Source organism: Pseudoalteromonas sp. ESRF-bin5, assembly GCF_002632075.1.
GTDB classification, from domain to species: domain Bacteria; phylum Pseudomonadota; class Gammaproteobacteria; order Enterobacterales; family Alteromonadaceae; genus Pseudoalteromonas; species Pseudoalteromonas marina.
This window is the reverse complement of record NZ_NTLW01000232.1, coordinates 1-26387: the sequence shown is the minus strand read 5'-3', so window position 1 is coordinate 26387 and position 26387 is coordinate 1. Positions and strand designations below refer to the sequence as shown.

At 38.8% G+C, this 26387-nt stretch carries 20 protein-coding genes and 2 pseudogenes; 9 read left to right on the top strand and 13 right to left on the bottom strand.

The annotated features are described in order from the left end of the window. Window positions 1-2321, bottom strand: a pseudogene (locus tag BCG07_RS14365) (autotransporter assembly complex protein TamB); the annotation flags it as partial. Next, window positions 2321-4045: an autotransporter assembly complex protein TamA gene (locus tag BCG07_RS14360; RefSeq protein WP_286890698.1), complete on the bottom strand. Its 1725-nt coding sequence runs from the start codon at window positions 4043-4045 to the stop codon at window positions 2321-2323. The pseudogene BCG07_RS14365 and the gene BCG07_RS14360, both read right to left, overlap by 1 nt. A gap of 202 nt (window positions 4046-4247) precedes the next feature. On the opposite strand from BCG07_RS14360, the gene BCG07_RS14355 reads away from it, so the two are divergent. Then, entirely contained in the window at window positions 4248-4583 is a 336-nt protein-coding gene (locus tag BCG07_RS14355; RefSeq protein WP_008129315.1) for a ribonuclease E inhibitor RraB, read from the top strand. A gap of 21 nt (window positions 4584-4604) precedes the next feature. Here BCG07_RS14355 and radD read toward each other — a convergent pair whose 3' ends face one another. From radD to BCG07_RS14325, 6 genes are all read right to left on the bottom strand, one after another. Further along, window positions 4605-6356, bottom strand: a complete 1752-nt coding sequence (gene radD / locus BCG07_RS14350) for a DNA repair helicase RadD (protein WP_243531105.1) — start codon at window positions 6354-6356, stop codon at window positions 4605-4607. Window positions 6357-6495: 139 nt separating this feature from the next. Further along, a complete protein-coding gene (locus BCG07_RS14345; protein WP_138740126.1) occupies window positions 6496-9387 on the bottom strand; it encodes a TonB-dependent receptor domain-containing protein in 2892 nt (963 codons plus the stop codon). 413 nt (window positions 9388-9800) lie between these two features. After that, entirely contained in the window at window positions 9801-10106 is a 306-nt protein-coding gene (locus tag BCG07_RS14340) for an H-NS histone family protein (RefSeq protein ID WP_138740125.1), read from the bottom strand. 151 nt (window positions 10107-10257) lie between these two features. After that, window positions 10258-11127: a class I SAM-dependent methyltransferase gene (locus BCG07_RS14335; RefSeq protein WP_243531107.1), complete on the bottom strand. Its 870-nt coding sequence runs from the start codon at window positions 11125-11127 to the stop codon at window positions 10258-10260. Between the two features lie 60 nt (window positions 11128-11187). Continuing rightward, a complete protein-coding gene (locus tag BCG07_RS14330; protein WP_243531109.1) occupies window positions 11188-13809 on the bottom strand; it encodes a TonB-dependent receptor domain-containing protein in 2622 nt (873 codons plus the stop codon). Window positions 13810-14140: 331 nt separating this feature from the next. After that, complete coding sequence (locus BCG07_RS14325) at window positions 14141-16504, bottom strand: DNA polymerase II (protein WP_286890691.1); 2364 nt, start codon at window positions 16502-16504, stop codon at window positions 14141-14143. Between the two features lie 60 nt (window positions 16505-16564). Here BCG07_RS14325 and dinG point away from each other — a divergent pair, with 60 nt between their 5' ends. From dinG to BCG07_RS14295, 6 genes are read left to right on the top strand one after another with little or no spacing between them, the layout of a single operon-like run. Continuing rightward, the gene (gene dinG, locus BCG07_RS14320) at window positions 16565-18640 is read left to right on the top strand and encodes an ATP-dependent DNA helicase DinG (protein ID WP_243531114.1); all 2076 of its coding nucleotides are present in this window, start codon (window positions 16565-16567) and stop codon (window positions 18638-18640) included. Next, the gene (locus tag BCG07_RS14315) at window positions 18640-19416 is read left to right on the top strand and encodes a TSUP family transporter (RefSeq protein ID WP_039038085.1); all 777 of its coding nucleotides are present in this window, start codon (window positions 18640-18642) and stop codon (window positions 19414-19416) included. Before dinG ends, BCG07_RS14315 begins: the two co-directional genes overlap by 1 nt. A 1-nt stretch (window position 19417) precedes the next feature. Beyond that, a complete protein-coding gene (locus BCG07_RS14310) occupies window positions 19418-20026 on the top strand; it encodes a primosomal replication protein (RefSeq protein WP_006793578.1) in 609 nt (202 codons plus the stop codon). 10 nt (window positions 20027-20036) lie between these two features. Next, window positions 20037-20936, top strand: a complete 900-nt coding sequence (locus BCG07_RS14305; protein WP_243531116.1) for a histone deacetylase family protein — start codon at window positions 20037-20039, stop codon at window positions 20934-20936. A 51-nt stretch (window positions 20937-20987) separates the two neighbouring features. Further along, window positions 20988-21269: a late competence development ComFB family protein gene (locus BCG07_RS14300; protein ID WP_006793580.1), complete on the top strand. Its 282-nt coding sequence runs from the start codon at window positions 20988-20990 to the stop codon at window positions 21267-21269. After that, on the top strand, window positions 21253-21405 hold the full coding sequence (locus BCG07_RS14295; RefSeq protein WP_006793581.1) for a YbaM family protein: 153 nt from the start codon (window positions 21253-21255) through the stop codon (window positions 21403-21405). The genes BCG07_RS14300 and BCG07_RS14295 overlap by 17 nt, the downstream gene beginning before the upstream one ends. Window positions 21406-21407: 2 nt before the next feature. Here BCG07_RS14295 and BCG07_RS14290 read toward each other — a convergent pair whose 3' ends face one another. Further along, window positions 21408-21932, bottom strand: coding sequence for an SEL1-like repeat protein (locus tag BCG07_RS14290; protein ID WP_010557140.1), 525 nt, complete (start codon window positions 21930-21932; stop codon window positions 21408-21410). 103 nt (window positions 21933-22035) lie between these two features. Here BCG07_RS14290 and BCG07_RS14285 point away from each other — a divergent pair, with 103 nt between their 5' ends. Further along, entirely contained in the window at window positions 22036-22920 is an 885-nt protein-coding gene (locus BCG07_RS14285) for a DMT family transporter (RefSeq protein WP_010557141.1), read from the top strand. Between the two features lie 17 nt (window positions 22921-22937). Here BCG07_RS14285 and BCG07_RS14280 read toward each other — a convergent pair whose 3' ends face one another. Genes BCG07_RS14280 through BCG07_RS14270 form a run of 3 tightly spaced genes read right to left on the bottom strand, consistent with a single transcriptional unit; the run spans window position 22938 to window position 24704 of the window. Continuing rightward, entirely contained in the window at window positions 22938-23450 is a 513-nt protein-coding gene (locus tag BCG07_RS14280) for a CC0125/CC1285 family lipoprotein (protein ID WP_243531117.1), read from the bottom strand. A 25-nt stretch (window positions 23451-23475) separates the two neighbouring features. After that, on the bottom strand, window positions 23476-24216 hold the full coding sequence (locus tag BCG07_RS14275) for an anti-sigma factor family protein (protein WP_243531119.1): 741 nt from the start codon (window positions 24214-24216) through the stop codon (window positions 23476-23478). After that, window positions 24213-24704: an RNA polymerase sigma factor gene (locus BCG07_RS14270; protein WP_243531121.1), complete on the bottom strand. Its 492-nt coding sequence runs from the start codon at window positions 24702-24704 to the stop codon at window positions 24213-24215. The genes BCG07_RS14275 and BCG07_RS14270 overlap by 4 nt, the downstream gene beginning before the upstream one ends. Window positions 24705-24844: 140 nt before the next feature. On the opposite strand from BCG07_RS14270, the gene BCG07_RS14265 reads away from it, so the two are divergent. Beyond that, window positions 24845-26191, top strand: coding sequence for a S8 family serine peptidase (locus BCG07_RS14265; RefSeq protein WP_243531123.1), 1347 nt, complete (start codon window positions 24845-24847; stop codon window positions 26189-26191). Here the strand turns inward: BCG07_RS14265 and BCG07_RS14260 are convergent. Beyond that, a pseudogene (locus tag BCG07_RS14260) lies at window positions 26175-26387 on the bottom strand (hypothetical protein); the annotation flags it as partial. The gene BCG07_RS14265 and the pseudogene BCG07_RS14260 overlap by 17 nt on opposite strands.

The following is a 26387-nucleotide window of genomic DNA, read 5'->3' as shown; positions in this document are numbered from 1 at the left end:
GAGTCTGAAAAAGCACTAATACTGAGTGTTTCTATAGGTAATTTAAAGCGATCTTCTTCTGAGGTTAAAACAGTGGTCAAGTCACTTGCATTTAAACTTGCGCGTAATGTTTTAAGAGCGCCTGCATTCCAATTGAGCGCCACATTACCCTTTACATCACCACGGGTGCGAATGTTATCGGGTAAAAAGTGTTTAAGCTCTTCAAGCGCTAAATTGTTTAACTTAGCGTTTAACTGGCCTAGCGCTTTAGTTTGGGCAAGCGTGTCTATACAAAGCTCGCTTTGCTGAGAAGCCCAGCAGTGCGCACTTACATTAAAATTACCGTTTTGAGAGTTAAACATAACGGCAATATTTTTAGTGTTGCTAAAGCTTAACTTTTTGTCGCTTAGCGTTACATTACTAAACTCACCATTCCAGGTAGCGTTATTAATTTTGCCATTTACTTCAAGCTCTGCACTGCCCTGCTCGGCATCTACAGATGCTGTAAGTTGGTGATCTGTTTTATCGCCGCTAATATCAACTTTTACACTATTAATTTGCTCATCAGCCACAAGCGCCGAGCCAACACTTAACGATACGTCAGTTTGCCAATCAGCGGCTGTATCCAACTGCCCTTTTACCGTCAGTTTATTTATATTGATTTCATTAAAAATGAAGCTATCAAGCATTAACGCTAAATCGACAGAAGGTGTTAGCCTCTGCCCTCTTACTTTTAAATCGGCGTTGCCATCGGCAATAAATGGCATATTTGCCTCTTTATTACTTTTAAGTGTTATTTTACCGTCAACTTTCCAGCTATCATTAACTTGCCCATTGAGTACTAATTTATTAGTGCCGCTACTTAAATAAAGGCTATCAATATTGGCTTTTAATGCATCATCAAGCTGAAAGTTTGACGCAAACTCAAGGGGTACCTCGTTTAATAATCCGCTTAACTTAGTATCATCCATTTGTAGTTGCCACGAGCCTTCTTCCGCATTGAATGAACCTTTAAATTGCCCTGAAATATCGCTGGTTACAGCATCCGTAAAATACTGCGATTTTAGGTTTGAAAGCGAGCCGTTAAAACTCGCTTTAATGCCCTGTTGCCAATCGACATTAGCTTTTATAATCGCACTACTTTCGTGAGCCTTAATACTTAATGTTTTAAGCACAGCTTGAGTTAAACCGCCTGTTAGCTGAGTATTAAGATTAACAGCCGGATAAGCGCCTAATTGGCTGTTTGCCTGCAAATTGAGTTGGTAGTCATCGGCATTACCATTTGCATTAAGGCTTACATTTTTAACTTTTAGTTCGTTACTTTGCGCATCAATAAGCCATTGGTTAATGTTACCGCTTAGCTCAAATGGGTAATTTTTTTGCTTTAAATTAGCATTCGCTGTTAACGTGAGCGGATATTGTCCACTCGTTTGTAAATTTAAATTTAAGTCAGCTAAATCACCGTTTAACTCTAAGTTTGCTTGGTGCTCGTCACTATTTAAAGTCACTAAGCCTTTTACAGGCAAGTTACCTAAAAGCTCTGCATCTAATTGGGTATTAAGCTGCCACTGCTCATAGGTAGCTGAAAGCGACTTCAAATTAATCACGGCATCTTCTACACTTAATTGCAGCGAAATGTTTTCGATATTATGCTGCGCATCGCCCTGCTCAATTGTTACCTTTGCGATATCAAAGGATTCAATGGCCAAATCAATGGGTGATGTAAATTCAATATCAGGAAGTGCTGGTAATTGCGTAAGTGCAGCTTTGTTGCTTTGAGCAGTTTGCGCCTTGGCAGGTTGTTCTTGCTCTTTTAAAGCAACAAGTATACTCGGGATATTTAAGCTTTTTACTGTGAGTTTTGAGCCTTCAGCTTTAGCTGATAGTTTAAAGTTATTAACGCTCACATCTGCACTAGGGTGGTTTAATGTAAACTCATTAACCGCTATATTTTTTATTGAAACATTAAAAGGTAAAGTAATTTTTTCAAGGGGCTCAGAGGGTGTTTCATCTAGCGCTTCAACTGTTTTTGGCAAGGTTAATTTTATAGATTTAGCGCTAAAATTATCAATACAGATACCATCACACTGCCACCAAAATAAATCTATTTTTAATTGCTGAGCATTAAAATCTAAACCATTATTTTTAAAACGAACATTAAACACATCGTTATAAATAAAGCGGCCATCTTTAATTTCTATGTGTAATCCATCAACAACTTTATTTGCCGTATAGGCAATAAATTGATTACCGGGTGCAGTAAATAATAAACAAAATACGCTAATAATTAGCGAAACTAAAATTGCACTTACTGTGGCTGTTATTTTTTTTAATATTGGCATTAAATTTCTGGCCCTATGGTAATACTCAAACGGGTACTTTTGCTATCTTTAGTTAAGCCCCAAGCGTGATCTATTCGTACAGGGCCCACAGGCGTTAAATATCGAAAACCAAAACCAGCACCCACTTCAAATTCATCTGAAAAATCATTCGTAGCAGTACCACCATCAACAAATAATGCTGCACGCCAATTTTGAGCAAACTGATAGTTGTACTCCATAGTGCCAGCAAGCAAATATTTACCCCCTATTAGTTCACCATCATCATTTTCTGGCGAAATTGACTGATAAGCAAAACCACGAACGCTTTGATCACCGCCGGCATAAAACCGCAGTGAATACGGTACATTATTTATGTCATCAACTAGCATTGCGCCAATGTTTGCCTTAAGAAAAACTAAATGCTTATTAAGGTATGTACGAAGCCATGCATGCTGTAATTGAACCCTCAACAAATTCGTGCTGGAAAGCGCATCATCTAGGCCAAACTCTGCTGATATAAGCCATTGCTCGCCCCAATAAGGAGTCGTTCCGCCTTTTAAACTTTTGCGAGCATAACTAATTCCGGGCATTAACATTTCGGTTGATTCTTCTGGATCATCGCCCAGACGATACGTCTCTTGGTCTCTGCGTAAAAACGCTGTTCTTACCCATTTTTCTTCTGTAAGCCACTGCCTTTGTAATTGTGCGGTTAATATCTCGCTGTAGACATCATCTGCAAGTTCGTCTTCCAGTTTATAACCCACTGAAAAACGCCATAAATCATCATTAGGGTCGTCTACAGGAACCGTGTATGCCATTGAGAGATCTTGTTGCTTTTCAGCAATATTCATATTTGTATCAAGGTAATGGCCATCCTCTGTGATCCAAGGTTTACTCCACTTAAAACGGAACCTAGGCTCACTTTCAGAAACACCGCCGCCAATTTCAAAGCTATTTGCAGGCTTAGGAACAACCTCAACTTTGATAGGAACTTGGGCGTTTTTGCGCGCTGCAATCTCAGCATAAACACGCACACTAGCAAAATAAGGTGTGCTCGAAAGCTCAAGGTTATAGTCGGCTATGTAAGTTGATTTATAAGGTTGTCCTTGAGTAAATGGTGACAAAGAACGAATATATTTTTCAGCTGGCGTATCACTGGTAATTTCAATACTGCCATATTGATAACGCACACCGGTATCAATCACAAACGTGACAACGGCACTATTTTTTTTAATTGAAACTTCTAATTTGCGGGCAGGCCATTTAGCATCAAAATAGCCAAGCTCCAAAAGCATAGATTCTATTTTTTTATACGCTGATTCATAGTCACCATGGTTTAGAACATCACCCTGTTTTAAATTGGTGTTTTTAATAATGGTTTGTAATTGTTTATCGTTCTTCCCTTCACCATTTAATGTAATGTTAATGGCGTCTATCCGTGTTGCAGGACCACGCTCAATTTTTACAACGAGTTCACTATCGTCTTTATCAAATTCAACCTCAACTGTTGGGCTGTAGTAACCCAGTGCTTTTATGCTGTTTTGTACCTGACTTTTAGCATAACGTTGAAGGGTTCTTGTTGGTTTTTCACCTGTAAGCTGCTTTAAGTAAAGCGCTACGTTTTTTTCTAAATCACCATTTATGCCTTTAATTTTGTAGTCTTCGATGACTTTTTCTACCGCATAGGAATTTGCAGCCATAAAAACAGTGGCAATACACATGCAACGTAAAAACTTAATAAACAAGCAAATATCCTTACTCTTATATACTACTTAAAATGAGCTAATGTGGCGCATATTAACATAGCCATAATGAGCAACACATTAACTTAATGACAAACTCAGTTTAAATATGAAATGTGAAGAAGATAAAATTAGTACGCGTTAAGACAATATTTTAGTTACAATAGTGCCAACGAACACAAAATTATTTTTAGATGAGTTTTTAATGCAATTTCCAGATGACGAAAACGGCCAGCTGTTAGCCGAAATAGCCGCTGCAGGCGTCGATTTAAGCAAAATGCAGCAAATCGACTTTTTCATTTTATTTGAGCAACAAGCCGATGCTGATAAGTTTGCTAAAGATATTGTTTCTGATGCATTAGTACAAACCGCCGACGTCGAAAAATGCAAAGACACTGGCGTTTGGGAAGTAATTACTCATGTACAAATGGTACCAGAGCACACATTACTAGGCCAAGCTGAACAGTACCTAGAAAGTATAGCGAATGGCTATAACGGTTACGGTGACGGCTGGGGATTAATGGACGAAGACGCCGCTTAATATATTAAAAATCAGTTAAGTTTAACGACTTAACTGATTTGCCTTTCTAAAACTCCCCTTATAATCAAATAGCTTATCTGCTACTTTCCAACCATATTTTTTACTTTTTCGCGCAATCACAAAGTCAGGGGGCACCAAGTCTAACTGCGCTTTAATTACCTGTTCTGCTGCTTTAAAGTCTGTTGGTTTTTGTCCATGCGCAAGCCGTTTGCCAAATTGTTTATTAAAGATAAACTGACCGCCTTTACTGGCAAGGTTATAAACTTCATCACAACTAGTGCCGTCTTCGTCAAAATAAGTAACTTTGATTAGCTCGTCTTTAAGTTGAGTTACTGTTAGCCCACTACAACGAAGCACTAATGCATCTTTTAAGTTTAGCGCATTACGCAACTTGTCGTCAGGATCAGCCATTATAGCGCCGCAGTCGTGGCATTTTCGAGCAGCAATATCGTTTTGCGCACCACATTCCTCACACTCTTTAAATCTAAAACGATAATCGCACTGCTCTTTGCTACCTTCATCGTCTTCTAATAACCCTTGGCAACGTCTACCAAAATGCTCAACAACTTTGCCAGCAGAGTTCGTTTTACCCCAAAATATATTAGCAAACCCACAACCTGGACAAAGCACTTGTACAGGTTCATTATCGCTGTCGCCTTTTTTATCCCCTACTTCAGGGTGAAATAAATTAAAACCATTTCCGGCATAATCAATCACTAAGCAATCGGTTTTAGATTCTGATAATCGTAAGCCCCGACCTACAATTTGTTGGTATAAGCTTACAGACTCTGTAGGACGCAAGATGGCAATAAAATCGACATGTGGCGCATCAAAGCCGGTTGTTAATACAGAAACATTAACCAAATACTTTAACGTTTTACTTTTAAACGCAGAAATGATTTTATCGCGTTCAATATTAGGCGTATCGCCTGTAATTAGCGCGCTTTGGGCTGTTGGTAAGTAGCTTAATATTTCTTGGGCATGCATAACTGTTGCCGCAAAAACCATTACACCTTTGCGCTGTTCGCTATATTCAATCACTTGTTTAAGAATAGCCTGAGTTGCTCGCTCGTTACTTTTTAAAAGCGCGTTCATATCATCGGCAGTGTATTGGCCAAACGCATTCGTTTCTAAAGACGAAAAATCGTAGTGGTTAATGGCAGCATCAACTTCATTTGGTGGGGTTAAATAGTTATTTTTAATCATGTACCTAAGCGGCAATTCAAATATACAACGTTTAAATGGGCTTTCTGTAGTTCCTTTAACAAAACCATGATAATGGTGATGGTATATCCACCCCATGCCTAAACGATAAGGCGTAGCCGTTAAACCCAATACTTTTAAATGTGGGTTATACGACTGTAATGCACTTATAACTTTACCGTATTGGCTTTTTTTATCACCATTTACTCTGTGGCATTCATCAATAATAAGTAAAGAATAATGCTCATTGAGTTTATCCAAATTACGTGAAAGTGACTGCACACTAGCAAAAGTGACTTGATGGGTTAAAGATTTTTCTTTTAAACCTGCGGAAAATATACTCGCCTCTAAACCAAAACTTTTATATTTTTGTGAATTTTGCTCTACAAGTTCTTTAACATGAGCAAGGACCAATATTTTTTGTTTAGCTATACGGGCAAGCTCAGCGATGACTAAACTTTTACCTGCACCTGTTGGCAACACAATAACTGCGGGATCATTGGTTTTTCTAAAGTGAACAACGGTGCGTTCAACCGCCTCTTGCTGATAGGGTCTAAGTTTATAGCTCATAAATGTAAGAGTTCATATTATATATTTACTATTGTACCTTAATATAAAAAGCCCCCTTAATAAAAACTAAGAGGGCTTGTAATTACTTTAAAATGTAATTGCTTTTTATACGTTCAGTTTATGCATCAAAACATTAAACTTAGAACTTATAAGAAGCTTGTAGGTAAGCAAATCGACCAATATTGTCGTAAATTGCCGATCCTGCACCTGTACCGGTAGTGCTACCAGGTAAGCCACGATTAAATAGGTTATCAACACCTAACTTAAAGCCAACTCCACTATCAAACTTATAAGCAACTGATGCATCAGTTATAAAGTAAGAACCGTAACGCATCTGGTTAGATGGGTTTGGATTTGTTTCAATAGACTTATGATCGTACAACTCAACACCGTTAATAAAGCGAGTACTAAAATCTAATACAAGATTTTCGTATGTATAATCAACGGAGATACTGCCTTGCCATGTTTCATCACCTAACACACCTTCATAATCAGTGTAATTTTCAGGCTCAGCTGAGAATGGAAAGTCTTTTGCTTCAATTAAGTATGTACCAATAAAACTAGTACCAAAACTTCCGCCTAGCGCATCAAAATCATAACCAAACTCAAAATCGACACCAGAATTTAAGCTTCGAGCAATGTTCAATGCAAACCCTTTAAGAAGCGTAATTTCACTTGTATTTGGATCACGAGTAATCAGGCCACAAAACTGATTATCAATGCCTGTTGGTGAATCAACACAACGGTCTATAATTGTTTGAAAGCCGATACCGCTAATTGTATCATCAATATCAATTTCCCAGTAATCAGCTGTTACACTGAAACCCTCTAACCACTCAGGTTGATAAACAATACCTGCAGTGATTGATCTAGACTCTTCAGGTTGAAGATCAGGGTTACCACCCACTAAAGTTTCAAGCGTTGCGCTATCGTAGTTTGAATCAAAATCTGCTGGAACGCCTAATGCTGCACAGTTTTGCTCTCGGATAGCACGACCTGAATCGCTTAATTGAGCAAGCTCTGACACCTTACAACTATCGTCAACACCTGCGAAAGACTGGCTTTGACCAGAGAATAACTCATCAATATTTGGCGCTCGCATAGCTTCTGACAATGTAAACCTAGCACGAAGCTCTGGTGTAACAGTCCAATCAAGTCCTAACTTCCAGCTTGTTGTATCACCAATTGTTGAGTAATCAGCATAACGAACTGCTGTATCAAATACTAAGGTATCAATTAAAAATACATCTTCAATAAGCGGAACTGATAATTCAAAAAATGCTTCAGTTACATCATATCCACCATCAGTCTCACCGAGCGCATTAAAGAATGTAGCACCTGTTTTAGCAAAGGCATCTTCAATAGTAACACTTGTTTCATCTCGGTATTCAACACCGCCAGCAAATCCAACCATACCCGCAGGTAGCTCAAAAATAGCAGAGTTGCTAAATGTTGCATTGAACACGGTTTGTTTAATTTCAGACGTACCAATTGAAGTCGTTGTTACATAGTCAATCGCTTCTTGGCTAATAGCGCCGTCACCCATTATATTCGCAGCTACACAGCCATCAGCACGGGCTGCTTCATCACGACAAACAATACTTCCGCTATCATCAAATACAGCATCTATAGCATTAGCATAATTTGCCATAATAACGTTAGCACCGTTAATACGCTCAATTTCTGATTTACCATGTACGAGTGAAATATCCATAGACCAGTCTTCACTGATTTCGCCTTGAATACCAGCTACAAAGCGCGTTGTTTCACGAGTGTTTTCTTCTAGACGACGACCAATATCATTAAACATTTTGTTAACACCAATAAAGGGTAAGTCGTTGTCGTCCATTAACTGAGCAACATCTGGTGTTAAGAATGCATTGTCTCGTTGAATTAAGTTGGCACCACTGTAAAAACGGAAAAACGGCTGTCCAACATTTTCACCCTCAGTTTTAGAGTATTTTGCTTGAAAATAAACGTTCAGTTCATCCGTAACATCATAATTCGTTTTAAAGTTAAAGTTTACACGATCAAATTTTGGTTGAATTTCTGAATATTGTCTTAAATTAATATAATCACAACCAGGGCTTGCACAAAAGGAACCATCCGCAATAGGTCCAGTGTAAACATCACCAAGTGTACTATCACCATTAAACTTACCCATTATGCCACCAGTGAATGGATTCCACACTGTGCCTTGGTTTGATATTAGGTAATAACCTGCGTTTGGTAATAGAAATTTATCAGGATAGTCCTCACTATCAATTTGGTCATCTGGTCGAGTTTGACCTGTAACCACATCATAAGGTAAAGATGCATATGACGTTGCCGTCCATGGATTATCAAGCGCATTCAATGAGTCCTGGGCATTATATTCGACTGAAAATGCAGCATTACCACGGCCTTCGTTAAAATCTGTGCCATATGATAATGTAAATTTCTCATTTTGATATTTACTATTATCTGCATAACCCTTTGTAGCGGTTGCGTTAAAACCTGTAACATCTTTTTTCAATATAAAGTTAACAACGCCAGTTACAGCATCTGCGCCATAAACAGCAGAAGCACCACCTGTAATTATTTCTACTTTTTCAATCCAAGCGCTAGGTATTGTATTGGTATCTACTGATGATGTACCAGGCGCACTAGCAACATGACGCTTACCATCTACCAATACTAGGGTACGAGAGCTGCCCATTCCCCGTAAGTCAAGTAAGCTGATACCAGCCGTGCCTATAAAACGACCTGAGTTAGCAAGCGAGTATGTGGTAGCTAATGCTGGTAATTTATTTAAAACTTCACCAATATTCATTGCACCAGTACTAACTAGATCTTCACCTGTAATAACTGTAACTGGTGAAGGTGCTATTGCCCCCTCACGTAAAATACGAGAGCCTGTCACTTCAATTCGCTCTACTTTTTCGGCTCCTTCTTGCTCTTCAGCAAATGAGTTTACTGAAAAAGCAGCTGTTGATGCCGCACCAAAAGCAATCGCTAAGCGAACTGCTTTTGAAACTTTATTATTTATCATATTGAAATCCCTGTTTGTATTTTAATTATTTTGATTCAAAACAAATAAATTAACATTAGTACCTGTTTTGAATCTATATATTAACCACAAGTTTACAAACTTATCAACACAGATTGCGTTAAGGTGTAGCTTTTATAAGTTATAAATAATGAAGTGCTAAAAAGCTTAGAAATGTTCGATGATTGAATACTTAATGGTACTCGCGTACCGAAACGTTAATCGCCGTTTTAGGAATAAGCGGCTTATTAGATTACTATTAAGTTATAAGCTACGATCAGTATAACTTTGTTAGCAGAAGTGGTATCAAACCAAGGGACTAAGGAATGAGAAAGGGTTATAGTTACTGAAAAGTCATTTGAATACCTAATTAACTTATTAGGTATTCAAAAACTAATTTCTAACCACTAATATAATTATTTAGCTAAATACTTTTCAAGCTCAACGCCTTCAAACGCTTTGGGACGACGACCCCGGCCGGTCCACTCTATTACTTCACCATTTAGTTCCATTCGGTACTTAGGCGCAACTTTAGTACGTTTATCTGAGGTAATATCTTGTAAATCTTCTAACGTAAGTCCTTTTTCTTTTAAAAGATCCAAAACTTCCTGTTTTGCTTTTTGCTGTTGGGTATATTTTGAAATTGCATCAGTAACTAATTGTTTTGCTTTTTCAAGTTCAGTTAAGGATGCGGTCTTTATAAAAGCTCGAACTTCTTTCATTTACTTATCTCATCGAAATTAAATATTCTAAAGTTAATATAGTAGTATAATTGTAGCTGTAAAATATATCATCAGTAAAAAAGAATAATTTTATAATGGTGTATTTTCAGTATCACTCACTAAAATACATAAACAGCTGTTACCTTTGAAGCTAATTCTTATAGCCCTTATAAAGAGTACCTATTTTTTCTCTATTAGAGTCGATTAAATCAGTCTTTTCTATTTCACAAAATTCTGATAAGAGAGAATATACGGCTGAGTTTTTCGCTGCAGCACTTTTTAGGTCTGTTAATCTAAAAATTAATCCTTCTAACTCTGATTGAAATAAAGAAAAAGCTTTGTTTAAATCAATAGAACGATTTTTTAATATAAACTCATAAAAATTGGTCAATAACGTTGCATTTATAGCATGTGGGTTAATTTTTATATCATCATTAATCAATTTCTTTAAATAGGCTGAGTGCACTTTCTCTGTGTCAGATTTATTTTGGATTGCATTGATAATTTCCGAGATAACAGGAACCATAGTAGCTTGTACCCTAATTGCAGATTCTAGGATTTGAACATTAGGAACAACAATGTCAGAGTTTATGTCATGGCATATAATCTGAACCACTCCTTTAGGTTTAAGTACCCTAAGCATTTCTTCTATACTTACCTGAACATCACTATATTCTAGTGCAAACTGAGATATAACAGCATCAAATTTCTCTTCCTCAAAAGGAAGTGCTTCAGCAAATACACCCGATAAAAAAGTACCATGTATATCTTTAGTCGCATCTAAGTTTATAGTCGCAGGATCAATCCCCGTAAAATTTAACCCTTTGCTTATATTTTTTTGGATAAGGTCGATCAGTGCCCCATTGCCTGTCCCTAGGTCTAAAATTTTAGAATTCTCTTTTAATTCGTTACCTAGTTCTAACCAGCAATCTTTGAGTTTCCCCGTATAGTTACCTTTAATATCTTGACCAAATGACGTTATATACCCCTGAGCCCAATACTCACTCCAATAAGATTTCATATCATCTCCAAATAAAAAAAGGGCTGAAAAATCAGCCCTTTTTAAAATTTAAACTAAGGTTTAGAAACTAATTGTGTAGTTAACACGGTAGTCACGACCGAAGTTATTGTAAAGATCTTGGTTATCCCAAGTACCTGCTGAAGAGAACACTGGGTCTTCATCAGTAAGGTTATTTACTGTAAATGTAATCGCACCATAATCACCAGCGTTGTAGCTGTATGTGAAGTTGTGGATTAACCAGCTGTCTAGTTTACCTGTTTGCTCGTAGAAACCGTCACCATCGCTGTCTACTTCTGTTTCTGAAGTGTCAGCTGTGTAAGTTGAGTTCCAAGAGATTAGGTGATCTTCATAAGACCAAGAGATAGTTGCAACTGATTTAAGATCTGGTTGACCAGACCAACCAGCTGTATCCTGAACAACACCACCAACTTCAGAGTCATAAGCAAGTGTGAAGCTGTTCACGTTGCTGAAACGAAGCTCACCAAATTCAGTTTCAAGGTTTGCATTGATAGTAAAGTCGATACCTTCAATTTCAAAACCAGCGCCGTTGAAGTAAGAAGTACCCGCTTCAACTAAAACACCAGACGCTGCACGCTTAAGATAGAATGTTTCGTTTGAAGTATCTGTATCAACACTAACAGCACTGATTAGGCCAGCAGCTTCGTCAGAAATTAGACCTTGAAGAGATTTAGATTGAATTACATCTTCAACTTCTAACATGAAGTAATCAAGTTTAAGACCTAAGTTATCGTTTACATCCCAAGCTACACCTAAGTTGATGTAGTCAGATGTTTCAGCACCTAGCTCTGAGTTAGCTGTGTAGTAAGTATCGTATTGACGTGAAACAGTTGAACCGTTGTTGTAATCAATCGCTGACTCAGCAGAGAAAGTACGAGCTTGGTTTAATAAATCTAAACCAGGAGCACGGAAAGACTCTGAGTAAGAACCACGAAGTACAACACCTTCAGAAACTTCCCAACGAGCAGAAACTGCAGGAGCAACGTTATCGCCAAAGTCTGAGTAATCATCGTAACGAGCTTTAAGGTTTAGCTCAAAAGTGTCTGTAACTGGAAGAACTGTTTCTATAAACACAGCTGTCACATCACGATCACCTGCAGCAGAGTTACCTGCTGAACCACCAATAAGACCAGCTTCAGATTGACCGTCGTAGATGTCTGCGTATGTTTGCTCGAAGTATTCCATACCAACGTAGTGAGCGATAGCGCCGCCATCTAATTCACCAAGGTCAAAACCGATACCACCAAAGTATTGGTCAAACGTAGAAGTAGATTGTTGAAGAGTTGTTGCTTTCATGTTTGCAACGCCCTCATCAGAACCTAGGTCGATATCATTTTGCTCGTTATAAGCTAGACCTGAGTAAGACAGGTAAAATTCACCGATTGATTTGTTATCGGCTTTGTTACGGTGGTAGTAAACTTCCCAAGAAGCGTTGTTCCAATCTAACTCACCACGAAGACCTGTTGTAAGGTCAATGTTGTAATCGTCAACATTACCATCACGAGTACCAATACCTACCCAACGGAATAAACCGTATGCACCATCTACACCGTAAGGGTTATGTTCGTTGTCCGCTGACATGTTTGTCCATGCAGCAGCAGGAGGAGCGTAGCGACCAAATGAAGAGTTTTGAACAAACATTGCTTGAGCAAACCATTCGATATCGTCAGCTACTTCATAGTTAGAGCTTAGGTATAAAGTGTTACGGTCAATTGAAGCTGTGTTGTAAGATACGTTACCGTACGCATACATACAGTACTCAGAACCTGGGCCCCAATCTTCATTTGCGTCTACACGACGGAAAGTATCTTCGCCGTATTCTGCGATTAAGTCATCACACTTTAAAGAAGCAGAAGCAGTTGCGAAATCTGGAGATAAAACTGTAGCACCAAAGTAAGACCAACCAACAGTATCAGCAGTGTATGCTTCGATATCGCCATCACCATCTAAATCGCCAATTTGTGCTTTAGTGTAGTCACGAGCCGCGTCACTAATGCCTTTACGTTTTTGGTGGTCGAATGCAAAAGTAATGTTACCTTTATCGTTTGTAACACCACCAACTACTGAAAACTCTGAAGATGTAGTACCTTCATCTTGGTCACGATGACCAGCACCAACGTTGAAAGTTAAACCTTCGAAGTTATCTTTCAATATAACGTTAACAACACCAGCCATTGCATCAGAACCATAGATTGAAGAAGCACCTTCAGTCATGATATCGATACGTGCTACAGCGGCCATTGGAATAGCGTTCAAGTTAGCTGATGCGCCACCAAGAGTTGGTGAACCAGGGAAACGACGGCCGTTTAAAAGAACTAGCGTACGACGTGAACCAGCACCACGTAAGTTAATAGTTGCTTGAGATTGTGCTGAGCTACCTGAACGCTCAGAGAATGAGCCGAAAGAGTTCAGTGAGCTTGAGCGAAGAGCATCAGCAACTGTGAAGTCACCTTCCATACGGATATCTGCAGCAGTAATAGAGATTACTGGTGAAGCACCTTCAAGGTCACTACGCTTGATGCGTGAACCAGTTACTTGGATACGCTCAACTTTTTCTGCAGATTCTTCTTCTGCAGCAAAAGAACTTGCTGAAAACGCAGCTGTAGATGCTGCACCAAAAGCGATCGCTAAGCGAACTGCTTTTGAGATTTTGCTATTTAACATTTGATTCTCCCAGGAATACATTTATTAATTATAATTTTTTCAATCTAGCGGCACATAACTTGTTACGAAACGCTACGATTGTGTGACCAATGATAATACTAGTGAAACAACAAGGTCAACAAGGAATTAACGTTGCATTAATATTTAATTATTAAAGAAGTGATTCAGTTGCAAAAAACTGGAGAGAAAACAATCTAAGCTTCTGTTTATATGGTTAAAAATTGAAACTAAAATATTTTTATTTAACAATCCAAAAGATATCATATTTTAAATATAAAATTATTATCTCTATAAAATTTAACTTTTACGTGATAACTGGCCACTTATTAACCTAAAAGTTGATAAGTGAAAGCTGTCCATTGATAGGTTTTTTTTCTGACCTTGATATTATAGAGTCAATAATTGAATTAGAAATTGGCGTTAATTGGCGCTGCAAATATAGCTGATAATTAAGTGCATTTTTTCCATTAAAAATTTCTGCCCCTGACATTGCATAAACATACTCTATAATTTGCCCGCGTCTTACCTCAAAGTCAGGATGTTCTGCCTTGTGTTTTTTTACCGCTTGTACATGTGGTGGAATATTTTTTTCGTAATCGTTTAAATTTCTACCAAGGCGTTTTTTATAAACAAGCTTTTGATCAAACTCTCCGCTATACAATCGTTTGGTATAGTCTTTTACTATTTCGTCAAGTTGGGCAATTTCAAATTGTGAATCAAATAAGGTCTCAAATAGCTCTTTTTGAAACTCTTGGGCAAATTCAGTCCAATCACTTCTCACGGTTTCCATACCTTTAAAGACGATTTTAGATTCATCACTTTTTACTATTTTACCAACGTAACGTTTTTTAGAGCCCGTTTTTTTATCGCGAATTGTAGGCATAAAAAAGGGACTGTAATGGGTTTCAAATTCAATTTCTAAATAGCTTTTTAAATTAAAATGCTTCGCTATATGCCGCTCCCACTGATGATTAATATGAGTCATCAATTCATTACCAATTTTATTGCAGCATTGGGCAGTTAAGCTCTCATCCACTTTTACAAAAATTGAGTCTGTATCACCATAAATAACACTGTACCCAAGCTCCTCCATCCATTTACGCGTCGTTTGCATAATTTCATGGCCGCGCAGCGTAATAGAACTTGATAAACGAGGATCATAAAATCGACATCCCTTAGATCCAAGTACACCATATAAGCTGTTCATAATAATTTTAATTGCTTGCGATAACATTGGTTGGTTGGTGTCTTTGGCGTTTTGACGGGTTTTAGTTAGGTATTCAATTAACTTTGGTAAATGATGCTCACTACGAGAAAACACTGCATTATTAAAGCCTTGTATTGCATCATTAGGGGCATTTAACCCTTTTATTAACCCTAGGGGATCAATACAAAAAGTGCGCATAATAGAGGGGTATAAACTTTTAAAATCTAAAACCAGAATATTTTTATAAAGCCCAGGCAATGAGTCCATCACGTAACCACCAGGGCTGTCAAAAGACAAACCATGGTCACCTAAATTAGGGGCTACATAACCACTGCGGTGCAGCAAGGGTAAATACAAATTAGTAAAAGCAGCTACAGAGCCGCCCATTCGCTCAAGCTCAAGGCCTGTTAACTGTGTGCGAACAATAGCAAACTCATATAAATTTAATTTAGTAAAAATACGATTAACTAAAATACAGTCTTGACGGTTATAAGCCGCTAGAGTCAGTTTATCCTCATTAAATTGACGGATAATTTCACCTAACCGATTGTCAGATTGTATTAATTTAGCTTCACCTAATACTTTTTCGGCAATGTTCCCTAAAGAGTAATTATCAAAGTGGTAAGTCGCATTTTTTAAAGTGTCAATTCCATCAACAACACATCTTCCTGGCAACGTAAGGCGTGTATAGTGCCCCGTATTGATATTGATTGATTGGTTATCTCTGCCCAATTTAAGGGAAATTCCAAGTGCTTCAGCACGGGCATTAAGTACTGTAAAATCAAACTCTATTACATTCCACCCAATAATAATGTCGGGATCATTACTACTTAAATAAGTATGTAACTTTGTAAGTAACTCAAGCTCATCTAAACACCAGTCAATGTTGATTTGTTCACTATGATTGTGTGGTTCGCCAATCATTAAAACGCAGTCAAGTCCATTACCAACAAGACCAATTGAAAAAAGCACTCCTTCCCCATCACATTCAATGTCTAATGACAGCGACTTAAGCTTGGGCGTGTAATCTGTATTTGCTTTCAACTTTGCGTTTTGTATAAGTAAAAAGCCGTTTTTTTGACTAACATCTCCAGTAACCCAAACACCACCTCTAATAAAGCGCTCCATTAAAAAGCGATCGCTGTGGCGAATATCACCCTCGTAAACAGTTATGGTGTTTTCAAATAATGTTCGTGCCTTATAAATACTGCTGGTATTATTAAAATAGCAGGCAACACAGGCTTTGCCGTTAAAGTGACTCATTTCAATTGTTTTAAAATTAACACTTATACGTGCGCTATCTAATAACTGCTGGGCATGTTGCTGTTGTTCTTGTGAAATAAAAAACACAGCTTGCTGATTTTCAATAACAACTTTAATTGGGCCGTGATCGGATGCAAGCCAATAGCATAGTGTGATCCCCTCACTATGTTTAGACGAATATTGTTGCCTTGATAAAATAAAGCCCTGATAGATTGCTTGTGTCAATGCACGATCCCACTTAATATACACACTGTAATTATATACATACTTTAGGCAAATCATTCCATGCTTTCTGACTCTCTAAAAAAAACTATTAGGCAAGTGCATCAGCATGTGGCTAAAAACCTGAATGATTATAGGCCGCGCAGCAGTCAAAATTACCTTGTTGCAGAAATTGCAAAAACATTGGCTGGTGAGTATCACAAAAAACAACGAATTTGCGTCATAGAAGCTGGCACAGGTACCGGTAAGTCACTTGCTTATTGTTTGGGGGCCTTGCCTTTAGCATTGGCACAAAAAAAGAAGCTAGTAATTTCTACGGCTACCGTGGCATTGCAAGAGCAATTAATTGCAAAGGAACTGCCTTTTTTTAAAACACATTCTGGGCTCGACTTTAAGTTTGATTTAGTTAAAGGACGCCACCGTTATATTTGCGCCCATAAACTACATAATGCTGTTAATGGTGATAGCCAAACTCAAATGGACTTTATGCCAACGCTTACCTCTCCATTAAGTGATATGGAAAGCAAATGCTTGCAAGGGCTATACGATGCTTACGTAAATAAAAAATGGCAAGGCGATAGAGATAGCTGGGCAGATACAATTCCCGACAGAGTTTGGAATTTAATTGCGTGTGACAAGCATGCTTGTCAGCGCCAAATGAAAGCGCATTTGACTTGCCCATTTCAATTAGCTCGCCAACAACTCATGCAAATGGATGTGCTGGTTATTAATCACTCTCTGCTACTGGCTGATTTAGACTTAGGCGGTGGTAAAATTTTACCCGAGCCAGACAACACTATTTATGTAATTGATGAAGCACACCATTTAGCCCATATAACACGCGATTTTTCGTCTGCTGCAGCAACCATTAAAGGCACAATAGAATGGCTCGATAAGCTCACTAAATTCAGTGGAAAAATGGCAAAAGTGCTAGTAGGACAAAGAGCCATAGGTCAAAACTTTAAGCTTTGCGATAGTATAAACGATGCAAATAAAGACCTAAAAGTAGTGAGAGATATTCTTGATAATGCTGACTTTGAATATTCAAAAGACGACACATACCGTTTCGAACATGGTGAAATACCCAAATCGCTACACAGCAAAGCAAAAGATATAAGCGAAGCCACACAAGATGCACTGCGTTGTTTAAATAAAATGCACGACACCCTTACACAAGATGTGAGCGACGGCGACATAAAACCTTATATTGCCGATCCTATTCTTGCTGAAAGCGGTCACTACATTAATCGTTTAGAACAACTAAATAAATTATGGTTTAGTTATGCCAACAAAGGAGAAGGCATACCCCACGCACGTTGGATAAAACGCCTTGAATATAAAAGTCATCATGACCACCTTTTAAGCGACAGCCCCATTGAAGTAGGCTACTACCTAAAAGACAAACTTTGGAACGAGTGCGCCGGCGCTGTTTTATGTTCTGCCACATTAAGTGCACTTGGTTCGTTTGACCATTTTGCTTATGAAAGTGGTTTAGCAAAAGAGGAAGGCGTTAAATTTATAAAGGTTCCCTCGCCCTTTGATTACCCAAAACAGGCAACATTACGCATTCCTGTGTCTAAAGTTGAACCTACCGATAAAGACTTTAGCGATCACTTAGCAACCACTTTGCCAGAGTATTTAAGCACTAAAAAGGCAAACTTAGTCTTGTTTGCCTCGTACTGGCAAATGGACCATGTAGCAAAGTTTCTTAGAACAAAAGGTTTTAACTTATTAGTACAAGGTGAGATGTCGAGAGAAGCACTGCTTAAAAAACACAGCCAAAATATTGATAGCGGTAAAGGTAGTATTTTATTTGGTACGCAAAGTCTTTCAGAAGGTCTTGATTTACCTGGTAAATATTTAGAGAACCTCATTATCACAAAAATCCCTTTTGCTGTGCCTACCTCTCCAATAGAAGAAGCGCAAGCAGAATTTGTGCAAAGCAAAGGCGGTAATCCGTTTTTAACAATTACAGTCCCAGATGCTGCTAAGAAATTGGTACAAAGCTGTGGTAGACTGCTGCGAAAAGAGAGTGACGAAGGCTGTATTACTATTCTTGATAGGCGTTTAGTAACCAAACGCTACGGTAAAGCCATGCTCGACACCCTACCACCATTTAAAAGACAAATAGACTATTAATGTTTGAACTCGCACTCGACCCGACAACTTGGGCAATTTTATGTGCTGTTGCATTGGCAGCAGGCTTTATAGATGCAATAGCCGGTGGCGGTGGCATGTTAACCGTGCCCGCATTACTTACGGCCGGTTTACCACCGCACCTAACATTAGGTACTAATAAACTCGCTGCGAGCTTTGGTTCGTTAACAGCAAGTTTTACCTATTACAAAAAAAACCTTTTTAGCCCCAAGTTTTGGTTGGCATCAATTATTGCAACCGCAATAGGCGCGCTACTAGGCACGGTTATTGTTGATTATTTAAGCATCGATTTTTTAAATAAGTTGCTACCAATTATAATTATTGTTGTTGCCTGCTACAGCTTATTTGGAAATTTGAGCACCACACAAGGTGATGAGTTACCAAAACTCAACAATGCAATGAAAGTAAAGCAGTGGGTCCAAGGCCTAGCACTCGGTTTTTTTGATGGATTAGCAGGCCCAGGCACCGGCACATTTTGGACCGCGTCTAACGGCATGCTTTATAAAATGAACTTGCTTCTTAATTGCGGTTTAGCCCGCTCTATGAACTTTGTGTCTAACTTTATTTCTCTTATAACCTTTGTAGCTTTAGGGCATGTAAACTTTTTGCTTGGTATAACAATGGGCTTTTTTATTATGTTAGGAGCCTGGTTTGGTGCGCACTCTGCAATTAGGTTTGGTAGTAAATTTATACGCCCTGTTTTTAATACCATGGTTATACTTTTAGCATTAAAACTCATTTACGAGGCTTACTTTTAGCATGCAAGTGAATGCATTAGAAAAACTACAACAGCAAGTTACTTCGCTCAAGCAACAAGCTGAGCAATTTGACAGAGCTAAATTGTTTGCTAAAAACCGTTATATGCAAGCACAACCTAGCCTATTTGACCGCGCTGTATTTCAAACTAAAAGCATGAACCTGGCTGATTACGTAAACGAAATAGAAGAAGAAGTAGCAAGCTTACCACCAAGCGATCACCGCCATGCTTATACCTACGCGCTAGAGCGAATTGCATCGCAAGTCCAGGCCGTATTTAATGTCATTAAATCAACACCAATTTGGGAAAAAGAAAATAAAAGTCGGTTTAAACCTCGCCCAAAACAGGCTGTTTATAAGCAAGCTGTAAAAAAAGTGATGCAGTCTTCTCATGAACTTTACGACGAGTTAAAACAAAACCATGAGTTTGAACGCCGCTTAATGCTGATGATAGAAGAGCGTAAAATGCAAATGGAAAATGCATCCCCAGCAAAAGCTCAAAAGCTTAACCTTGAAATATTAAGTACTCACGCACGTTTAGGTCGATGCAGAAAAGCCATTTCAGCCACTGAAGACAAAATACAACAAGTAGAAAAACAGCAACTCCGTTAGGGCTTTGTCCATGCAGCTATACTACCACCCTCTTTATTCAAATTTGCCTTTGCCCGAAAAGCACCGCTTTCCAATTCAAAAATATCAACGGCTTAAAACCGAAATAGAACATTTAGGCTTTTTACCAACCGCATTCAAGCAGCCCGCCAAGGCACGCCCCTCGCAATTAGCCTTATGTCATAGCGAGCAATATATTAATAATTTTTTAACTGGGAACTTATCTGATAAAGCGATAAAAAAGATGGGCTTTCCTTATTCGGCTCAATTAGTTGAACGAACATTGCTGTCTGTCGGTGGGAGTATTCAAGCAGCAGAAGAGGCTTTAAAAAGCGGACTAACCTGCAATTTAAGCGGTGGTTATCACCATGCCCATAGCGATTACGGCAGTGGTTTTTGTATATTTAACGATTTAGCCATAGCGGCCACACACTTATTAAATACTTATAAAGCCAAAACTGTGCTGATTTTTGATTGCGACGTGCACCAAGGCGACGGCACAGCGCAGATTATTAATCAGCAAAGCCATAAAAATATCATTACTTGCTCAATTCATTGCGAGCAAAACTTTCCGCGTTTAAAGCAGCAATCTGATTACGACTTTTCTTTACCTGCTAAATCTGGCAACGATGAGTATATCGACACATTACAACACGCACTTGCGCTGTGTGTAAGTATCCATCAGCCAGATATTATTTTGTACAACGCGGGCGCAGACATTTACATAAAAGATGAGCTAGGTTTATTAAATGTATCTATTACAGGTGTTTATGAACGAGATCTTTTTGTTCTTGATTTTTGTAAGCAACATAACATTCCCCTTATGTGTGGTTTAGGCGGCGGTTACCAACGTAATTTAGACAGCTTAATCAATGTGCATAAACAACTATTTAAAGCGGCTATCGATTTATAACAATCCTTAGTATAGACTTACTTAAATGGAACATAACAAAGCGGTAGGAACATGCGATTACACGACGATATACATAACTATTACGAAAAAATTGTTGTTGAAGAAATCATAAAACGAAAACTAGACGAAAAATATGACGACGACGTTATGGCCGACTTTTGCTGTACCGTGTTAAACCAACTGCCACCTCGTTACATTCGTTACGACGTAGATATGGCGTTTTATTTACCACAAGCTGAACGCATACACATGGAAGAACGTGTTCAAACCGCTATTGATGTGGCTATTAGTCAAATATCTAAAAAGAAAAATTTAAATGACCAACCCTCTTGAGGAAGCGCCAACGCATATTAAGCTCGCTGTTGATTTAATTATGATACTGGAGCAACACGACGTAGAGCCTGAAGAAGTATTAAAAGCGCTCGATATAGTGAAAAGTGACTTTGAAAAGAAGCTAGTTAACAACTAGCTTCATTCAACTGTGTCTACTTCATACACAGTGACCGCTCCGTCACGTTTAGTGCAATCAATTTTAATTTCGCCAAATGTTCTTCTAGCTGATGTTGACCTTCGGCAAGTCATGTTTTGAGCTTTAACACCAAACTGCTTAATGTAGAGCGCAACAATTGCATCTATTTGCTGCTTCTCTTCTAATGTTGCAGCGGCATAGAAAGTATCATATTGATGTGACCAATTTTCAACGCCAGCTTCTGCAGCTACACCTAACCACCCCATGCCAAGTTTGGTTGATTGATCTAAATATTGACCTTTTAAAAACATAAACGCTAGGGTGTATTGTGCGCTTTTATACCCAAGTGCTGCAGGCTCTTTTAAATCATTAAAAGATTGTTCGTACAGCCCGTTTTTATAGGCTTTAATACCGTTGTATTCTTTTTTCTTCATTGTATTATCGCTGTATAAATTAACTGGGGTCGACCCACACCCACTTAATAAACTCACAGCCAAAATTGCTGTAGCCAGTAAATACCTAACCATAACTAGTCCTTTATTATTTTTAATATGCGAGTACCGAATCTGGCTTACACTCTTCGTAAAGCCTGTTATTCTATAACTCTATTCGTATAATTAAAATATTATCATGAGCTTAGCAAGTTTACTTCGATTATTTTTTCTGGCTGCAATTTGGGGCGCGTCATTTTTATTTATGCGCATGGCCGCCACTAGTTTAGGGCCCGCAGTCTTAATAGAATTTAGAGTCGGCTTTGCGGCACTCACACTATTTATAGTTGCGCTGTATTTAAAACGTCGCTTGGCGTTTACTAAACACAAAAAGCACTTTTTTATAATTGGCGCTCTTAACTCCGCCCTGCCTTTTTTACTTTTTGCTTATGCCGCGCAAACTATCAGCGCATCTACGTTATCTATTTTAAATTCTACAACGCCTATTTGGGGCGCAGTTGTGGGTATTATCTGGAGTAAAACCAAGCCAACTAAGAGTATGGTTTTAGGCTTGCTGTTGGGTTTAGTAGGTGTGGCAATTTTAGTTGGGCAAAACCATCTTATATTAAATACTCAGTCACTTATTGCTATTGTAGCAGCGCTAAGCGCTTCATTTTGTTATGCCATTGCATCCCATTACACAAAAAATGCGCCAAAGCTTGCACCGTTTGATAACGCACACGGCTCAATGTGGGCAGCAAGTTTTATGGTACTGCCCCTTATACTTTTTATGCCAATGCGTGAAGTACCAACCACCAACGTTATGCTTGGCGTTTTAGCCCTTGGCGTAGTGTGTACAGCGCTTGCTTATATTTTATTTTTTAAGCTTATTGACGATATAGGCCCAACCTCAGCTTTAACGGTCACGTTTTTAATTCCGCTATTTGGCATTTTTTGGGGACATTTAATTTTAGATGAGCAAATTGGGCCAAATACGTTATTGGGCGCTTTATTTGTTATTGTGGGCACTATGCTGGTTACTGGATTTTTACCGCGAAAAAAGCACCTAGCTAAAACACGCTAAGTGCTTTTACAAAGCGCTTACTTTTGTGCTTTTTTGCTTAAGTTTTCAATTAAGTCTTGTGCGCTATAGCTATTGTCGCTGGGTTTAATGCCTTTACCCATTTTAATATCAATCAGGGTGTGTACTTCTTTGCGTTTATCATTGTTGCTTACCTGTACGCCTACACTGCTTGTTGGGCGTGCGCGTGTTTCGCAAGTTAATAAACCGCAGCTTCGCTCATATTGCTGGCTGTGTGATGCAATAATAGTTGACGCGGGCGCTTGCGATTTAGACTCAACAAAGGTTTCTTTATTCGTTACAACAAACCAGTCGTAGCCTTGCGCTTGGGTAAGCTCAGCCGCGCGTAACAATGCATAGTCACCGGCATCTGCTACGTTGTTTGACACACTTTTAAACTCTACTCGGTATTGATCGTCGCTAATTTTTTGCTCGCTGTAACCTTGCGAGCCATTATTCGCGGCGCGGTAATCAGGTTTAGATGCGCAACCCGCCATAAGTAAAATACTGATAATTAAAATAGATGTTTTCATAATTCACCTCGTTTTATACACATTATTATTTATTTAACTGCCACTTTGCACTAATTGCTTGCTGCTCTTGCGCTCTATCTAGTGGTGCGCCGCTGATCATGCTGTCTATAACAGCATCTAACTGACTGTTATTAGACGCCGTTTGATATTGCGCGCCATTATTACTTTGCTGCGTGGCTGTTTGCGCTTTAATTTGCCAACCGCTTTGCGTTTTACATGCAATACTTGTTTGCGTTGTGTTGTTTGAACTTAGTGCATACTGCCTACAAAGCTCACCTTGCTGATTTTTAAAACTAAGCTGCGCGCTAAATACTGAGCCATCAATTTGCTCATACTCTCCACTACTTAGCTGTGTATTAAGGGCTGAGGCTATGCTACTGGCTACTAAATTTTGCGACTCATTGGGTTGTAAATAACTGGTCATTGCAATACCAAATACCACGGCAACACTTGCAGCTATTGCTAAGCCTTTATTAGCCGAGTGCTTAACCTTTTGCCAAGGCGTTAACGTTACTACATTGCTATTCGACGTGTTTTTTGTCGTTGCTGTATCAAGCTTTGCAACCGTTTTAGCTAATGAGTCACTAAGGGGGGCGTCATCAATACTTGTTGCGTGCTCTTTTACTCGCATGTCTACTTCGCTTAGCTCTGCAAGTCGCATAATTAGTTCATCATCGGTTTCAAGGGCTTTACGCACTTGTTCCATTTCGTGCTCGCTGAGCTCTGAGTCTAAAAAGGCGCTAAGTGTTTCGTCGTTAATGTTCATACTTGCTCCTTTTTAAAGTCGGGTTTTATTAAGTTATAAAGTGTACTGCGTGCACGCGATAATTTACTCATTACACTGCCTATAGGTATATCGAGTGTATGTGCTACGTCTTTATAGGCCATGCCCTGCACTGCCACCAGCGATACAATGGCGCGTTGCTCTTCGGGTAATTGGCCAAGTGCTGTATTTACATTTTTAAGCATTTGTTTGTTTTCGAGTGTTTGGTTCTCATTACTTGTAATTGGCTCTGGTAATATATCGGCCTGGGCCGTATTTTGCCTTACCTTGCGTGAGCGGTATTCGTCTATCCACACATTGCGGCAAATTTTAAACGCCCATTTAGCCGGTTCAACGTCATCCGGAATGCCTTTTACTAATAGTTTTTCAATTGTTATTTGCACTACATCGTCTGCATCTGCTTTACTACCCGTTAGCGAATAGGCAAAACGCCTAAGCATGGGCAATAAGGTTTTTAATGTTTCGTTCATTGATTTTTACCCCTTTTATAAAGAAGACGATTCAAAAAAACATTTATTCCCAAATAATCAAAATAATTTGAATAATGAAATATTTTTATGTGTTAAACGTTAACTAACAAGCATGATAAATTTAATAAAAGTAACCCACTATGAACATGAAAAATTTCCGCGTTAAACACATCATAGCCGCTTCGATTTGCATATTTAGCGCAACGAGTTCTGCCAATATAGTCAAAGTCGATCAAGTGCTTGGGCAGTTAAACCCAATAGAGCAGCGTATTGAACAAACAATAGAGCGCGCACAACGCCTGCCGCTTCCGGTGCCTGTACCACAAGTGTCGATTGATGAACTAAAAGCGCAAATTAGTGAGCCAATTAGTAGTTTACCTAATGTGCTTAACATTAATATAAATAGTCAAAACACCGCATTTGTTGAAGTAGAGCTAGAAAACGGCTTTAGAGCAATAGAGCGCCAATGGTTATTAATGGCAAATAGCCAACAACTTAATACCCTAAAACAGCAAAATGTAACCATTGTGTCGGTAAAAAATTACAACGCACTTAACATGAGCTTAGTGCGCTTTAACGTGCTCCAAGGTGTTAATTCTAAAAGTGAGTTATTAAAAGCGCTTAACTTAGATGAGTCTGCAATACTTGACCGAAACCACATATACCAAGCGCAAACTGGCGAGCCTACCGCAAAAGTAACACCAAATAACTCTATTGCCCCTTACTGCACACAAAGCGTAAAAATTGGCATGATCGACAGCGCCATTAATACCAAACACAGTGCTTTTGAAGGTACAAATATCACTACGCAAAGCTTTTTACCACAAGGGTTAAGCTCGCCAAATTTACACGGCACCGCCATTGCAGGGCTAATTACAGGTAAAGGCGCAAAACTTAGCCCGCTTTTAAGCAATGCCAAGCTTTACAGTGCCGAGGTGTTTTATAGGCAATCTGAATATGCACAAGGGGCTACTTTATTTGCCATAGTAGAAGCACTTAACTGGCTAGTCAGTAATAAAGTACCCGTAATAAATATGAGCCTAACGGGGCCAAATAACGCAGTTTTAGAAGCAAGTATGACTGCAGCAATAAAACAAAACGTGTTAATTGTAGCTGCTGCAGGTAACCAAGGGCCGGCGTCGCAGCCGTTATACCCAGGTGCGTATAAAAGTGTGATAGCGGTAAGTGCTATTGATTCACAAAACCAAATTTATAGATGGTCAAATAAAGGTGATTACATTGACTTTACAGCCTTTGGTGTAAATGTTGTTACAAGCCAAGGTAATGGAAAATTTGGGAGGGAGTCGGGTACGTCAATGGCGGCGCCGCATGTAAGCGCGGCATTAAGTTGTTTATTGTTAAAACATGGTAATAATAAAACCAAAGCACTTAACGAGCTTACATCGCTAGCCATCGACTTAGGCGAGCAAGGCAAAGATACCACCTTTGGTTATGGTGCTATTTACCCACCTAAAAGTGCACTTTAACTGACGCCGATAAAACCGATTGCGTATAGGTATTGCTACTAAGCTTTGATTGGTAATCGCCATATTCAGCCTCGGCTATTAATGTTACGTGCTCAAATAAAGCTACGTTATAAAACGCATTAACGACATTTCGGTGCTCATCTCGCGACGGTATTTGCTCAAAAAAATCATCCGTTGTTTGCTCATCGTAATCTTT

What these genes read in the sequence shown, in the direction of transcription:
- BCG07_RS14290 (WP_010557140.1), bottom strand. Translation starts at nt 21,932, where the DNA reads ATGGTTAGGTATTTACTGGCTACAGCAATTTTGGCTGTGAGTTTATTA.
- BCG07_RS14345 (WP_138740126.1), bottom strand. Translation starts at nt 9,387, where the DNA reads ATGATAAATAATAAAGTTTCAAAAGCAGTTCGCTTAGCGATTGCTTTT.
- BCG07_RS14335 (WP_243531107.1), bottom strand. Translation starts at nt 11,127, where the DNA reads ATGAAATCTTATTGGAGTGAGTATTGGGCTCAGGGGTATATAACGTCA.
- BCG07_RS14275 (WP_243531119.1), bottom strand. Translation starts at nt 24,216, where the DNA reads ATGAACATTAACGACGAAACACTTAGCGCCTTTTTAGACTCAGAGCTC.
- BCG07_RS14305 (WP_243531116.1), top strand. Translation starts at nt 20,037, where the DNA reads ATGCAGCTATACTACCACCCTCTTTATTCAAATTTGCCTTTGCCCGAA.
- BCG07_RS14310 (WP_006793578.1), top strand. Translation starts at nt 19,418, where the DNA reads ATGCAAGTGAATGCATTAGAAAAACTACAACAGCAAGTTACTTCGCTC.
- BCG07_RS14355 (WP_008129315.1), top strand. Translation starts at nt 4,248, where the DNA reads ATGCAATTTCCAGATGACGAAAACGGCCAGCTGTTAGCCGAAATAGCC.
- BCG07_RS14280 (WP_243531117.1), bottom strand. Translation starts at nt 23,450, where the DNA reads ATGAAAACATCTATTTTAATTATCAGTATTTTACTTATGGCGGGTTGC.
- BCG07_RS14340 (WP_138740125.1), bottom strand. Translation starts at nt 10,106, where the DNA reads ATGAAAGAAGTTCGAGCTTTTATAAAGACCGCATCCTTAACTGAACTT.
- radD (WP_243531105.1), bottom strand. Translation starts at nt 6,356, where the DNA reads ATGAGCTATAAACTTAGACCCTATCAGCAAGAGGCGGTTGAACGCACC.
- BCG07_RS14285 (WP_010557141.1), top strand. Translation starts at nt 22,036, where the DNA reads ATGAGCTTAGCAAGTTTACTTCGATTATTTTTTCTGGCTGCAATTTGG.
- BCG07_RS14265 (WP_243531123.1), top strand. Translation starts at nt 24,845, where the DNA reads ATGAACATGAAAAATTTCCGCGTTAAACACATCATAGCCGCTTCGATT.
- BCG07_RS14300 (WP_006793580.1), top strand. Translation starts at nt 20,988, where the DNA reads ATGCGATTACACGACGATATACATAACTATTACGAAAAAATTGTTGTT.
- BCG07_RS14295 (WP_006793581.1), top strand. Translation starts at nt 21,253, where the DNA reads ATGACCAACCCTCTTGAGGAAGCGCCAACGCATATTAAGCTCGCTGTT.
- BCG07_RS14330 (WP_243531109.1), bottom strand. Translation starts at nt 13,809, where the DNA reads ATGTTAAATAGCAAAATCTCAAAAGCAGTTCGCTTAGCGATCGCTTTT.
- dinG (WP_243531114.1), top strand. Translation starts at nt 16,565, where the DNA reads ATGCTTTCTGACTCTCTAAAAAAAACTATTAGGCAAGTGCATCAGCAT.
- BCG07_RS14315 (WP_039038085.1), top strand. Translation starts at nt 18,640, where the DNA reads ATGTTTGAACTCGCACTCGACCCGACAACTTGGGCAATTTTATGTGCT.
- BCG07_RS14270 (WP_243531121.1), bottom strand. Translation starts at nt 24,704, where the DNA reads ATGAACGAAACATTAAAAACCTTATTGCCCATGCTTAGGCGTTTTGCC.